Here is a 13,627-nt window from a genome sequence, read left to right as displayed (position 1 = left end):
ATGCATTCCCACGCGGAGCGTGGGAACGATCATTACTCAGAGGTTTTGCAGGGTTTCGAGGAGGATTCTGACTTTGGTGATCGACTCCTGATACTCGGCCTGCCAGTCCGAATCCGCAACAATCCCGCCACCACCCCAGCAGCACACCTGCCCATCCTTGACCAACAGACTGCGAATCGCGATGGAGCTGTCCATCTCGCCGCGCACGTCCAGGTACAGCAACGAGCCGCAATACAATCCGCGCCGGGTCGGCTCCAGTTCATCAATAATCTGCATCGCACGAATCTTCGGGGCGCCGGTGATCGAGCCGCCGGGGAAGCTGCCGGCAATCAAATCCAGTGCATCGCGGTCGTCCGCCAATTCGCCGGTCACGCTGCTGACCAGGTGATGCACGTTCGGATAGCTCTCCAGGCTAAACAACTCCGGCACCCGCACCGAACCAATGCGGCAGGTGCGGCCGAGGTCGTTGCGCAGCAGATCAACGATCATCAGGTTTTCCGCGCGATCCTTGGGGCTGGCCAGCAGTTCGGCGGCGTTGGCAGCGTCTTCGGCCGGCGTGAGACCTCGCGGGCGAGTGCCTTTGATGGGGCGGGTTTCGACCTGACGCTGGCTGACTTTGACAAAGCGCTCCGGCGACAGGCTCAACACCGCGCCGCCGTCGGGCAAGCTCTGGAAACCGGAGAACGGGGTCGGGCAGGCTTCGCGCAATTTGCAGTAGGCCAGCCACGGATCGCCCTGGCACGACGCGCGAAAGCGCTGGGCGAAGTTGACCTGATAACAATCGCCGGCCTGAATGTAATGCTGAATGCGTTCGAAGGCCTGACGGTAATCGTCGGCCGCGAGGTCGGCGGCCATCGGGTTGTTGAGCTTGAACGGGGTTAAAGCACTAACGACTGGCTGCGTGAACAACAAAATCAGCCGCTGTTTCTCGCTGTCGATCACGGACGGGTGAAAGACCAATTGACTGGTCGCCGTCTGGTGATCGCTGATCAGCGCCCAGTCGTACAACCCGAAACGCGCGTCCGGCAATTGCAGGTCATCGCCGGCGTGACTCGGCAGGTGTTCCAGATGCCGACCGAAGTCGTAGCTCAGGTAGCCAATCAAACCGCCAGCAAACGGCAGCTCGAAACCCGCAGGCAAATCTGCCTCACCGAGGCGACTTAAGTTGTCGCGCAATCGTTGCAGGAAACGGCTGCCGCTCTCGTCCGGCAGCACCGACAGTTGTTCCAGCGGCCAGGCGCTGAGCAAGTCATAACGGCCACGGTCGGCACTTGGCCGGCCGCTGTCGAGCAGCACGGCGCCGGGGGCGTTGCGGATGGCCGCGAAGTAGTCGGCGGGATTGGCGCGGTAGGGCAGCGGGTGTACGGAACAGGTCAGCATGGGCGGGGCAGATCGGCCGTTGAGGCGGGGTGGGGATTGTAGTCCTCCGGGCGATTTGCTCCTAGAGGGGATGTCGGGGATTGGCAGATTGGCGGCAGGGTTGAATTATGTGGTGACTATGAATGAGCCATCGCGAGCAGGCTCACTCCTACATTTGGAATCCATTCCCCTGTAGGAGTGAGCCTGCTCGCGATGGCCTCGACTCGGTTTCGGATCAGCCCTCGACCGCAGGAATATGCCCAAACATTTCCTGGGTAAACGCCACGCGCTCTTCAGCCGTCTCCGTCACTCCACGCGCCTTCAACTCTTCCAGTCGCGCTTCAACCGCATGCGTACGCAACGTCAGCCCACAATCATTGGCAATCTGAATATTCAACCCAGGCCGCGCATTCAACTCGAGAATCAGCGGGCCTTTCTCCTGATCGAGCACCATGTCCACACCGATGTAACCCAGTCCGCACAGCTCATAACAGCCGGCCGCGAGTTTCATGAAACCGTCCCAGTAGGGCAGTTGCACGCCATCCACCGCGTTGGTGGTGTCGGGGTGTTTGGTGATGATGTTGTTCAGCCAGGTGCCGCGCAAGGTCAGACCGGTGGCCAGATCGACACCAACGCCGATGGCGCCCTGGTGCAGGTTGGCCTTGCCGCCGGACTGCCGGGTCGGCAGGCGCAGCATCGCCATCACCGGATAGCCCATCAAGACGATGATGCGGATGTCCGGCACGCCTTCGTAGCTGATGCTTTTGAAGATCTGATCCGGGGTCACCCGGTATTCGATCAGCGCCCGGTCGCGGTGGCCGCCCAGTGAATACAGGCCAGTGAGGATGCTCGAGATGTGATGCTCCAGCTCTTCGTGGGCAATGATCTTGCCCGACACCGTGCGATAGCGGCCTTCGAAACGGTCGGCGACGACGATAATGCCGTCACCGCCAGCACCCTGCGCAGGCTTGATCACGAAGTCGCTGCGCCCGCCGATGATCTCGCCGAGCTTGTCGATTTCCTTCTCGGTGGAGATCACGCCATACAGTTCCGGCACGTGAATGCCGGCCTCGATTGCGCGTTCCTTGGTGATGATCTTGTCATCGACGATCGGGTACAGGCTGCGCTTGTTGTACTTGAGCACGTAGTCGGCGTTTCGCCGATTGATGCCCATGATGCCGCGCGCTTCCAGCGCCTTCCAGGTCTTCCAGAAACCGAACATCAGGCGTCAGCCTTCTTCAGGAAAGCTTTGAAGCGCACCAGTTCGGTCAGGCGGTAGCCGCGATAACGACCCATCGCCAGCATGAAGCCGACCAGAATCAGCAGGATCGCCGGGAAGGTGAACACGAAGTACACCAGCTCAGGCACGGTCATGATCAGGTGCGCCAGGGACGCCGCGAACAGCGTGCCAATCGCCACTTTCATCGCATGGCTGGCGCCGCGTTCTTCCCAGGTGATCGACAGGCGTTCGATGGTCATGGTCAGAATCACCATCGGGAACAGCGCCACGGACAAGCCGCGCTCCAGACCGAGTTTATGGCTGAACAGACTGATCGCCGCGATCAACACCACGACGAAGGTCAGCACCACCGACAATCGCGGCAGCATTTGCAGCTTCAGGTGTTCCAGATACGAACGTAATGACAGCCCCAGCGCCGTGATCACCGTAAACAACAGAATGCCGAAGCCCAGTTGCGTTTCGCGGAAGGCGAGGGCGATCAGCACCGGGGTGAACGTACCAAGAGTTTGCAGGCCGATCAGGTTGCGCAGGATCAGAATCACCAGCACGCCGATCGGGATCATCACCATGATCATGAAAGTCTGCTGGGTCTGCAGCGGCAAGCCGTACAGCGAGTATTCAAGGAAGTTGGCGTCGGTGTTTTCGTCCGTGAGCTTGGCCAGACGAATCGCGTTCATCTCGCTGTTGTTCAGGCTGAAGGTCACGTTGGCTTTCTTGCCGCCGTCGACGGTGATCAGGTTTTCATCGCCAGTCCACCACAGCAGGCGATCGGTCGGCAGGCCTTGCTCGCCGGTTTCCGGGTTGAAGTACAGCCAGTCGTTGCCGTTGAAGCTGCGTAGCCACAGTTCGGGCATTTGCGGCTGGTCGGCGACGAGGCGGATGGTGTGGACTTTTTCCACCGGGACGTGGGCGATCGACAGCAGCAGTTCGACGATTTTGGCTTTGTGCGCGGTCGACGGATCGCCGGCCAGCAGCAGTTTCACGTTGTCATCGTTGAGGTTGTTGACGCGTTTGATCGCTTCGCCGATGAAAGTTTCAACGTCGGCGGAGTGTTGGCGGATCGGCGCGAGCAGGGCTTCAGCGGCGATTTTTTCCGGGCCTTCGATGGCGATGCTGTCGCGGAAGGTCGGGCCTTTGATCTTGGTTTTTTCCGCGGTATATCGCTTGGTCAGCACCAGACGGTAATAAAGGGTCTGGTTGCCCTTGGCCCGGCGCGCCGACCAGGTCACCTTGCGGTTGCCGTCGACACGGTTCACGGCGACACCGTAGTTATTGGAGATAAAACTCTCGTTGAGGCTGACGTAGTCGCGGCTCAACGGCGGCACAAACATCTGGATCTTTACCGGGTCTTTGGTGCTGGCGACGAACTCGACCTTGGCGTCGATGTTCCACAAGTCGTCGGTCGCGTCTTCGGTCACCGGGATGCCGAGCACGAAAATCTGATAGGCCGTAACCGAAACGCCCAGCAGCACCAGAATGGTGATCAGGATTTTCAGGTGGAAGGTTAGAGAACGCATGGAAATTACTCGGCGGTATGAGCGGCGATGGTGCAGGCGGGTTTGCCGGCAGCGTATTTAAGACTGGGGTCGACCAGCGCGTCGAAGCGTTTCAGCGCCTCGGAGCCAATCAAAAGCGGATATTGGAACGCACTTCGGTCGGTCAGGTTCACTTCGATGCTGCGCAGCGCCGTGCCCATGCAGATATCCAGCTCGATCACCGGACGGGCGGTGTACTTCTTGCCTTCTTCCGGGTCGTAGTCGCCGGCGCGGCGCTTGATCTTGCTGACCCGGGCCAGCGGCCGTTCGATCGGGTGCGAATGCGCAGCGTCGATGGCCAGGTAGAAGCGCACCCAGGATTCACCGTTGCGTTTGAAGCGTTTGATATCGCGGGCACTCAGCGAGGCGGTTTTCGCGCCGGTGTCGAGTTTGGCCGCGACTTCGAGATTGATGCCGTCAAGCGAAGCGTATTCGTTGAGGCCGTACACGGTTTTTTCCCCCGCGGCGGCAAGGCCGGGCAGGCAAAACAGGGCAAAGAATGTGGGGAAGGGCTTGAGTCTCATAAATCCTGGTGCGCAGCGTTCCGTTGTCGGTTCAGGTCCCTGGCAAAACTTGCGCAAGGCCCTTCGTGTGCCTATCAGCTTTTTATGACAAGCCGTACAAATGGCCAGCAAATGCGGGCGGCATTCTAGCACGGTGGTTTTATGGCGCCAGCGCTGGGGGCGGTCTATGGAAGATCAAAAGATCGCAGCCTTCGGCAGCTCCTACACTGATCCCTGTAGGAGCTGCCGCAGGCTGCGTTCTTTTAAGGTTATTAGACGATTGTCGACAATACCTATTTATCCTTTGACTGATACGGCTGAATTAGCTAGTTTTTGCCGCATTGGATTTAAAGGTGTCGACAATCATGTTGGATCAACTCGATCCCCCGGTCATCAGCGGCGACGATTCCGAGACGCTCTCGGAAAACGTCTTCCGGCGTATTCAGGCGGCCATCGTCAAAGGCGAGATCGCCCCGGGCAGCAAGATCTCCGAGCCGGAGCTGGCGCGCACCTACGGCATCAGCCGTGGGCCGTTGCGTGAGGCGATCCACCGGCTGGAAGGCCAGCGTCTGCTGGTGCGTGTACCGCACGTCGGCGCACGGGTTGTCTCACTCAGCCACGCCGAATTGCTCGAACTCTATGAAATCCGCGAATCCCTCGAAGGCATGGCCTGCCGCCTGGCGGCCGAACGCATGAGCGTCGAAGAAATCGACGAACTGCGTCGCGTACTGGAAACCCACGAACGCGACGCGGCGTTTCAGGCCGGCGTTGGCTACTACCAGCAGGAAGGCGATTTCGACTTTCACTACCGGATCATCCAGGGCAGCGGCAACCGCACGCTGACGCAGATGCTCTGCGGCGAGCTGTATCAACTGGTGCGCATGTACCGCATCCAGTTTTCTACAACGCCGAACCGTCCGCGCCAGGCCTTTGCCGAACACCACCGGATTCTCGATGCCATCGCCGACCGTGACGGCGAACTCGCGGAATTGTTGATGCGCCGTCACATCGGCGCCTCGAAACGTAACATCGCCCGTCACTACCAGGACGGCGCCCACAATAAGACAGCCACTGAACGAGGTGAGTCATGAGTTCCAAGCACAGCACTCCAGGCCAGCGTTTCCGCGATGCGGTCGCCAGCGAGCATCCATTGCAGGTGGTCGGCGCGATCAACGCCAATCACGCGTTGCTGGCCAAGCGCGCCGGTTTCAAGGCGATCTACCTGTCCGGTGGCGGGGTGGCTGCAGGCTCGCTCGGCGTGCCGGATCTGGGCATTACCGGTCTGGATGATGTGCTCACCGATGTGCGCCGCATCACCGATGTTTGCGATCTGCCACTGCTGGTCGACGTCGACACCGGGTTCGGCTCGTCGGCGTTCAACGTGGCGCGCACGGTCAAGTCGATGATCAAGTTCGGCGCGGCGGCGATTCACATTGAGGATCAGGTGGGCGCCAAGCGCTGTGGCCACCGTCCTAATAAAGAGATCGTCAGCCAGCAGGAAATGGTCGACCGCATCAAAGCCGCCGTGGATGCGCGCACCGATGACAGCTTCGTGATCATGGCGCGTACCGATGCGCTGGCGGTGGAAGGTCTGGAATCGGCACTCGATCGCGCAGCAGCGTGCATCGAGGCTGGCGCCGACATGATTTTCCCGGAAGCCATCACTGAGCTGGACATGTACAAGCTGTTCGCCAACCGTGTGAAAGCGCCGATTCTGGCCAACATCACCGAGTTCGGCTCGACGCCGCTGTACACCACCGAGCAACTGGCGGGTGCCGACGTGTCGCTGGTGCTGTATCCGCTGTCGGCGTTCCGTGCGATGAACAAGGCTGCGGAAAACGTTTACACGGCGATCCGTCGCGACGGTACGCAGCAGAATGTCATCGACACCATGCAGACTCGCATGGAGCTTTACGATCGTATCGATTACCACACGTTCGAGCAGAAGCTCGATGCGTTGTTTGCTGCGAAGAAATAAAGATCAAAAGATCGCAGCCTGCGGCAGCTCCTACAGTGCAAGGGGCTGCGATCTTTTCGCCACACTCCCTAACAAATTCAAGATTGGAGATAGAAATGGCCGAAGCAAAAGTACTCAGTGGCGCCGGGCTCCGTGGCCAGGTTGCCGGGCAAACCGCACTGTCCACCGTGGGCCAGGCCGGTGCCGGGCTGACCTATCGCGGCTACGACGTGCGCGAACTGGCAGCCGACGCGCAATTTGAAGAAGTCGCGTACCTGCTGCTTTACGGCGAACTGCCGACCAAGACGCAACTCGACGAATACCAAGGCAAGCTGAGCAAGCTGCGCGACCTGCCGCAAGCGCTGAAGGAAGTCCTCGAGCGCATCCCCGCCGACGCCCACCCGATGGACGTGATGCGCACCGGTTGCTCGTTCCTTGGCAACCTCGAACCGGAGAAAGACTTCTCCGAACAGCGCGACAAGACCGACCGTTTGCTCGCCGCATTCCCGGCGATCATGTGCTACTGGTATCGCTTCAGCCACGACGGCAAGCGCATCAACTGCGTCAGCGACGAGCCAACCATCGGCGGCCACTTCCTGCACCTGCTGCACGACAAGAAGCCGAGCGAACTGCACGTCAAAGTGATGAACGTCTCGCTGATCCTTTACGCCGAGCACGAATTCAACGCCTCGACCTTCACCGCCCGCGTTTGCGCCTCGACGCTGTCCGATCTGTATTCCTGCGTCACCGCCGCCATCGGTTCGCTGCGTGGCCCGCTGCACGGCGGCGCCAACGAAGCGGCGATGGAGATGATCGAACGCTTCTCGTCGCCGGAAGACGCGATCAAAGGCACCCTCGGCATGCTTGAGCGCAAGGACAAGATCATGGGCTTCGGCCACGCGATCTATAAGGACAGCGACCCGCGCAACGAAGTGATCAAGGGCTGGGCGAAACAGCTGGCTGACGAAGTCGGCGATAAGGTGCTGTTTCCGGTCTCGGAAGCGATCGACAAGACCATGTGGGAACAGAAAAAACTCTTTCCCAACGCCGATTTCTACCATGCCTCGGCGTATCACTTCATGGGCATTCCGACCAAGCTGTTCACGCCGATATTCGTCTGCTCGCGCCTGACCGGCTGGGCCGCGCACGTGTTCGAACAACGCGCCAACAATCGCATCATCCGCCCAAGCGCCGAATACGTCGGCGTCGAACAGCGCAAGTTCGTGCCAATCGAACGTCGCTGAATGGTGAGTGCCAACCGCTGATCGCAATCCCTGTAGGAGCTGCCGAAGGCTGCGATCTTTTGATCTTTGTTTTCAAGATCAAGATCAACAGATCGCAGCCTTCGGCAGCTCCTACAAGGGGGATCGGCGAGAAGGCATCACCCTTTGCAACCACCGTGACCCGAGTCCTGACCCGATGAACACAGCATTCCGCAAAACCCTGCCCGGCAGCCCTCTGGATTATTTCGACGCCCGCGCGGCGGTCGAGGCGATTCAGCCCGGCAGTTACGACACCCTGCCGTACACCTCCCGCGTGCTGGCGGAAAACCTCGTGCGTCGCTGCGACCCGGCCACGCTCACCGATTCGCTCAAGCAACTGATCGAGCGCAAACGCGACCTCGACTTCCCATGGTTCCCGGCGCGAGTGGTGTGCCACGACATTCTCGGCCAGACCGCTCTGGTCGACCTCGCTGGCCTGCGCGACGCGATCGCCTTGCAGGGCGGCGACCCGGCGCAAGTCAACCCGGTAGTGCCGACGCAACTGATCGTCGACCACTCGCTGGCGGTCGAGGCCGGTGGTTTCGATGCCCAGGCGTTCGAGAAAAACCGCGCCATCGAAGACCGTCGCAACGAAGACCGTTTCCACTTCATCAACTGGACCAAAAAGGCTTTCAAGAACGTTGATGTGATCCCGCCTGGCAACGGCATCATGCACCAGATCAACCTGGAGAAAATGTCTCCGGTGATTCAGGTACGTGAAGGCGTCGCGTTCCCTGACACCTGCGTCGGCACCGACAGCCACACCCCGCACGTCGATGCCTTGGGCGTGATCGCCATCGGTGTTGGCGGCCTCGAAGCCGAGAGCGTGATGCTCGGTCGCGCGTCGTGGATGCGTCTGCCAGAAAGCGTCGGCGTCGAACTGACCGGCAAGCTGCAACCGGGCATCACTGCCACCGACATGGTGCTGGCGCTGACCGAATACCTGCGCAAACAGAAGGTCGTCGGCGCCTGGCTCGAGTTCTTCGGCGAAGGCGCCGCTGCGCTGACCCTCGGCGACCGCGCGACCATCTCCAACATGGCCCCGGAATACGGCGCCACGGCGGCGATGTTCTACATCGACCAGCAGACCATCGATTACCTGAAACTCACCGGTCGTGAGGATCAGCAAGTGCAGCTCGTCGAGCAGTACGCCAAGCTCACCGGTCTGTGGGTAGACAGCCTGAAAGGCGCGCAATACGAGCGCGGTCTGACTTTCGATTTGTCTTCGGTGGTGCGCAACATGGCCGGCCCGAGCAACCCGCACGCTCGCGTCGCGACCTCGGATCTGGCGGCCAAAGGCATCTCCGGTCAGTGGGAGGAAGTCCCAGGGCAAATGCCTGACGGCGCGGTGATTATCGCCGCCATCACCAGTTGCACCAACACCAGCAACCCGCGCAATGTCATCGCCGCTGGCCTGCTCGCGCGCAACGCCAACAAGCTCGGCCTGACCCGCAAACCGTGGGTGAAATCCTCGCTGGCGCCGGGCTCGAAAACCGTCGCGCTGTACCTTGACGAAGCGGGGCTGACCACTGAGCTGGAGCAGCTCGGTTTCGGCGTCGTAGCATTTGCCTGCACCACCTGCAACGGCATGTCCGGCGCCCTCGATCCGCTGATCCAGCAAGAGATCATCGACCGCGATCTGTACGCGACTGCGGTGCTCTCGGGCAACCGCAACTTCGACGGCCGCATCCACCCGTACGCCAAACAAGCGTTCCTCGCTTCGCCGCCGCTGGTGGTCGCTTACGCCATCGCCGGGACCATCCGTTTCGATATCGAGAAGGATGTCTTGGGCGTGGTCGACGGCAAGGAAATCCGCCTGAAAGACATCTGGCCGAGCGACGAAGAAATCGATGCGGTGGTGAAATCTTCGGTCAAGCCTGAGCAGTTCCGCCAGGTCTACATTCCGATGTTCGCCATCCACGAAGACACCGGCCCGAAAGTCACGCCGCTGTACGACTGGCGCGAGATGAGCACCTACATCCGCCGTCCGCCGTACTGGGAAGGCGCTCTGGCCGGCGCACGTCCGCTCAAAGGCATGCGCCCGCTGGCGGTGCTGCCCGACAACATCACCACCGATCACCTGTCGCCGTCCAACGCGATCATGCTCGACAGCGCCGCTGGCGAATACCTGGCGAAAATGGGCTTGCCGGAAGAGGACTTCAACTCCTACGCCACCCACCGTGGCGACCACTTGACTGCACAGCGCGCCACCTTCGCCAACCCGAAACTGTTCAACGAAATGGTCGTGGAAAACGGCAAGGTCAAACAGGGTTCGCTGGCGCGTGTCGAGCCGGAAGGCAAAGTCATGCGCATGTGGGAAGCCATCGAAACTTACATGGAGCGCAAACAGCCACTGATCATCATCGCCGGCGCCGATTACGGTCAGGGTTCGTCCCGTGACTGGGCGGCGAAAGGCGTGCGTCTGGCCGGCGTTGAGGCGATTGCCGCAGAAGGTTTCGAGCGCATTCACCGCACCAACCTGGTGGGCATGGGCGTGCTGCCGCTGGAGTTCAAAGCAGGCACCGACCGTCACACCTTGGCCATCGACGGCAGCGAAACCTACGACGTGATCGGCGAGCGCAAACCGCGCGCGGACCTGACGCTGGTGATCCATCGCAAGAACGGCGAGCGCGTTGATGTGCCGGTGACTTGCCGTCTGGATACCGCTGAAGAAGTGTCGATCTACGAGGCCGGCGGCGTATTGCAACGCTTCGCTCAGGACTTCCTTGAAGAGTCGGCGGTTGCCGTTTAAATCAACTGATGTGGGCATGGGGTTTCAGGCCCCATACCTTCGGTAAGGAGCAATATGGCTCACGCACCACAGATCAAAATCCCCGCTACCTACATGCGCGGTGGCACCAGCAAAGGCGTGTTTTTCAGCCTCAAGGATCTGCCCGAAGCAGCGCAGATTCCCGGCCCGGTTCGCGACGCTCTGTTGCTGCGCGTGATCGGCAGCCCCGACCCGTACGACAAGCAAATCGACGGCATGGGCGGCGCCACGTCGAGCACTAGCAAAACCGTGATCCTGTCGAAAAGCCTCAAGGCTGATCACGACGTCGATTACCTGTTCGGTCAGGTCTCCATCGACAAGCCCTTCGTCGACTGGAGCGGCAACTGTGGCAACCTTTCGGCAGCGGTCGGTTCGTTCGCCATCAGCAACAACCTGGTCGATGCCAGCCGCATTCCGCACAACGGTGTTGCGGTGGTGCGCGTGTGGCAGGCCAACATCGGCAAGACGATCATCGCCCACGTGCCGATCACCAACGGCGAAGTGCAGGAAACCGGTGATTTCGAACTCGACGGCGTGACCTTTCCGGCCGCTGAAGTGCAAGTCGAATTCATGGACCCGGCGGCGGAAGAAGAGGGCGGCGGTGGCTCGATGTTCCCTACCGGCAACCTGATCGATGAGCTGGAAGTGCCGGGTGTCGGCACGTTCAAAGCGACCATGATCAACGCCGGCATCCCGACGATTTTCGTCAACGCCGAAGACATTGGCTACACCGGCACCGAGTTGCAAGGCGCGATCAACAGCGATCCGCAAGCATTGCAAATGTTCGAAACGATTCGTGCGTATGGCGCGCTGCGCATGGGCCTGATTGCCAATCTCGACGAAGCGGCGAAACGGCAACACACGCCGAAAGTCGCGTTCGTTGCCAAGCCTGCGGATTATGTGGCTTCCAGTGGTAAGGCGATTGGCGCTGGTGATGTCGATTTGCTGGTGCGCGCGTTGTCGATGGGCAAATTGCACCACGCGATGATGGGCACGGCGGCGGTGGCGATTGGTACGGCGGCGGCTATTTCTGGCACCTTGGTGAACCTTGCTGCAGGTGGCGTTGAACGCAATGCCGTGCGCTTCGGACATCCGTCCGGGACGTTGCGGGTTGGCGCTGAAGCCAGCCTGGAAAACGGCGAGTGGGTCGTCAAAAAAGCCATCATGAGCCGCAGTGCGCGGGTGCTGATGGAAGGTTACGTACGCGTCCCGGGCGATTCTTTCTGACCCAACACCTGACGCCACCCTGGATTGCTTCAACCTGTAGGAGCTGCCGAAGGCTGCGATCTTTTGATCTTTGTTTTTAAGGTCAAGATCAAAAGATCGTCCGATCGCGGCCCGAGCCTTCGGCAGCTCCTACAGGGTTTGCATTTCGATAATAAAAATCCAACACAGCCTGAACCGAGGTCCCATCAACGAACCACTTCAAGAGTGAATCGAACATGAGCGCCAACGTCGACCTGAACAACCGCCCCGACTACGACCGTGTCCTGCAGGACATCGCCGACTACGTCCTCACCTCTAAAGTCACCTCTGCCGAAGCCCTCGACACCGCCCGCAACTGCCTGATGGACACGCTCGGCTGCGGCCTGCTGGCCCTGCGCTTTCCCGAATGCACCAAGCATCTTGGCCCGATCGTTGAAGGGACGGTGGTTCCTCACGGCGCGCGCGTCCCCGGCACTTCTTATCGCCTCGACCCGGTCAAGGCCGCGTGGGACATCGGCTGCATCGTCCGCTGGCTCGACTACAACGACACCTGGCTCGCCGCCGAATGGGGGCATCCGTCGGACAACCTCGGCGCGATTCTCGCGGTGGCCGATCATCTCTCGCAAAAACGCGTGGCCAACGCTGAAGCGCCGCTGACGATCCGCGATGTGCTGGAAGCGATGATCATGGCTCACGAGATTCAAGGCGTGATCGCCCTGGAAAACTCCTTCAACCGTGTAGGACTCGATCACGTCATCCTGGTGAAAGTCGCCTCCACTGCCGTCACCGCAAAATTGATGGGCGCCAGTCGCGAGCAACTGTTGTCGGCGTTGTCCCATGCCTTCGCCGATGGCCAGGCGTTGCGCACTTATCGTCATGCCCCCAACGCCGGTTCGCGAAAATCCTGGGCGGCGGGGGATGCGTCGAGTCGTGGCGTGCGCCTGGCTGACATCGCCATGCGCGGCGAGATGGGCATTCCCGGGGTGCTGACGGCGAAACAGTGGGGCTTTTATGACGTGCTGTTCAGCCACAGCAACAACGATCTGGTGCTGAAACCCGAAGATAAACGCGCTTTCAGTTTCTCGCGCGCGTTCGGCAGTTATGTGATGGAAAACGTCCTGTTCAAGATCAGTTTCCCCGCTGAATTCCATGCGCAGACGGCCTGCGAAGCGGCGGTGACCTTGCACCCGCAAGTGCGCAATCGTCTGCATGAAATCGACCGCATCGTCATCACCACCCACGAATCGGCGATTCGCATCATTTCCAAAGTCGGGCCGCTGGCCAATGCCGCCGACCGTGACCACTGCATCCAGTACATGACCGCCGTGCCGCTGGCGTTCGGCAATCTGGTTGCCGAGCAATACGAAGACGATTTCCACAAGGCGCACCCGATCATCGATGTGCTGCGCGAGAAAATGGTCATCGTCGAAGAACCGCGTTTCACCCGCGAATACCTGGAGCCCGACAAGCGCTCGATTGCCAACGCCGTGCAGGTGTTTTTCAAGGACGGCAGCAGCACCGAAAACGTCGTGGTGGAATACCCGATTGGTCACCGCCGTCGCCGTGCCGAGGGCATTCCATTGCTGGAGGACAAGTTCAAAGCCAATCTGGCCACGCGTTTCACCGGCCAGCGCAGCGGCGAGATTTTCGCGTTGTGCAAAGATCAAACCCGGCTGGAGTCCACCCCGGTCAACCGCTTCGTCGACCTGTTCGTCCTCTGAAGTTACAACCACGCTCCCTGTTGGAGCTGCCGCAGGCTGCGATCTTTTGATCTTGTTTTTTACAATCCAGATCA

10 protein-coding genes are annotated in these 13,627 nt (G+C 60.3%); 6 read left to right on the top strand and 4 right to left on the bottom strand.

All coding sequences use genetic code 11. From position 1 onward, the window contains the following. Positions 1–36: 36 nt before the first annotated feature. From pabB to rloA, 4 genes are all read right to left on the bottom strand, one after another. Positions 37–1,380 (bottom strand): aminodeoxychorismate synthase component I, encoded by a 1,344-nt coding sequence (pabB, locus tag ACZZ0B_RS16900; protein ID WP_463545825.1) that lies wholly within the window; start codon positions 1,378–1,380, stop codon positions 37–39. Positions 1,381–1,594: 214 nt separating this feature from the next. Then, positions 1,595–2,581: an alpha-L-glutamate ligase-like protein gene (locus ACZZ0B_RS16895; protein ID WP_440095657.1), complete on the bottom strand. Its 987-nt coding sequence runs from the start codon at positions 2,579–2,581 to the stop codon at positions 1,595–1,597. Next, a complete protein-coding gene (gene rloB / locus ACZZ0B_RS16890; protein ID WP_008080999.1) occupies positions 2,581–4,116 on the bottom strand; it encodes an osmotic stress tolerance membrane protein RloB in 1,536 nt (511 codons plus the stop codon). Before rloB ends, ACZZ0B_RS16895 begins: the two co-directional genes overlap by 1 nt. 5 nt (positions 4,117–4,121) lie before the next feature. Next, positions 4,122–4,658, bottom strand: a complete 537-nt coding sequence (rloA, locus tag ACZZ0B_RS16885) for a retropepsin-like aspartic peptidase RloA (protein WP_008081000.1) — start codon at positions 4,656–4,658, stop codon at positions 4,122–4,124. Between the two features lie 347 nt (positions 4,659–5,005). Between rloA and ACZZ0B_RS16880 the strand changes: the two genes are divergently transcribed. The 6 genes from ACZZ0B_RS16880 to prpD all read left to right on the top strand — a co-directional run bounded on the left by ACZZ0B_RS16880 (position 5,006) and on the right by prpD (position 13,553). After that, positions 5,006–5,728 (top strand): GntR family transcriptional regulator, encoded by a 723-nt coding sequence (locus ACZZ0B_RS16880; RefSeq protein ID WP_172828118.1) that lies wholly within the window; start codon positions 5,006–5,008, stop codon positions 5,726–5,728. After that, positions 5,725–6,615, top strand: coding sequence for a methylisocitrate lyase (gene prpB, locus ACZZ0B_RS16875; RefSeq protein WP_463545824.1), 891 nt, complete (start codon positions 5,725–5,727; stop codon positions 6,613–6,615). The genes ACZZ0B_RS16880 and prpB overlap by 4 nt, the downstream gene beginning before the upstream one ends. A 95-nt stretch (positions 6,616–6,710) precedes the next feature. After that, positions 6,711–7,838, top strand: coding sequence for a bifunctional 2-methylcitrate synthase/citrate synthase (gene prpC, locus ACZZ0B_RS16870; RefSeq protein WP_463545823.1), 1,128 nt, complete (start codon positions 6,711–6,713; stop codon positions 7,836–7,838). Between the two features lie 175 nt (positions 7,839–8,013). Then, positions 8,014–10,608 carry a Fe/S-dependent 2-methylisocitrate dehydratase AcnD gene (acnD, locus tag ACZZ0B_RS16865; RefSeq protein WP_463545822.1) on the top strand — a complete coding sequence of 865 codons (2,595 nt, stop codon included), beginning with the start codon at positions 8,014–8,016 and terminating at the stop codon, positions 10,606–10,608. 54 nt (positions 10,609–10,662) lie between these two features. Next, on the top strand, positions 10,663–11,853 hold the full coding sequence (prpF, locus tag ACZZ0B_RS16860) for a 2-methylaconitate cis-trans isomerase PrpF (RefSeq protein WP_463545821.1): 1,191 nt from the start codon (positions 10,663–10,665) through the stop codon (positions 11,851–11,853). Between the two features lie 215 nt (positions 11,854–12,068). After that, entirely contained in the window at positions 12,069–13,553 is a 1,485-nt protein-coding gene (gene prpD / locus ACZZ0B_RS16855; RefSeq protein WP_463545820.1) for a 2-methylcitrate dehydratase, read from the top strand. The last annotated feature ends 74 nt before the right edge of the window (positions 13,554–13,627 follow it).

It is taken from the genome of Pseudomonas sp. AC247 (genome assembly GCF_979258015.1).
Note: the sequence above shows the minus strand (reverse complement) of the source record. Positions and strands in the feature narration are given on the sequence as shown.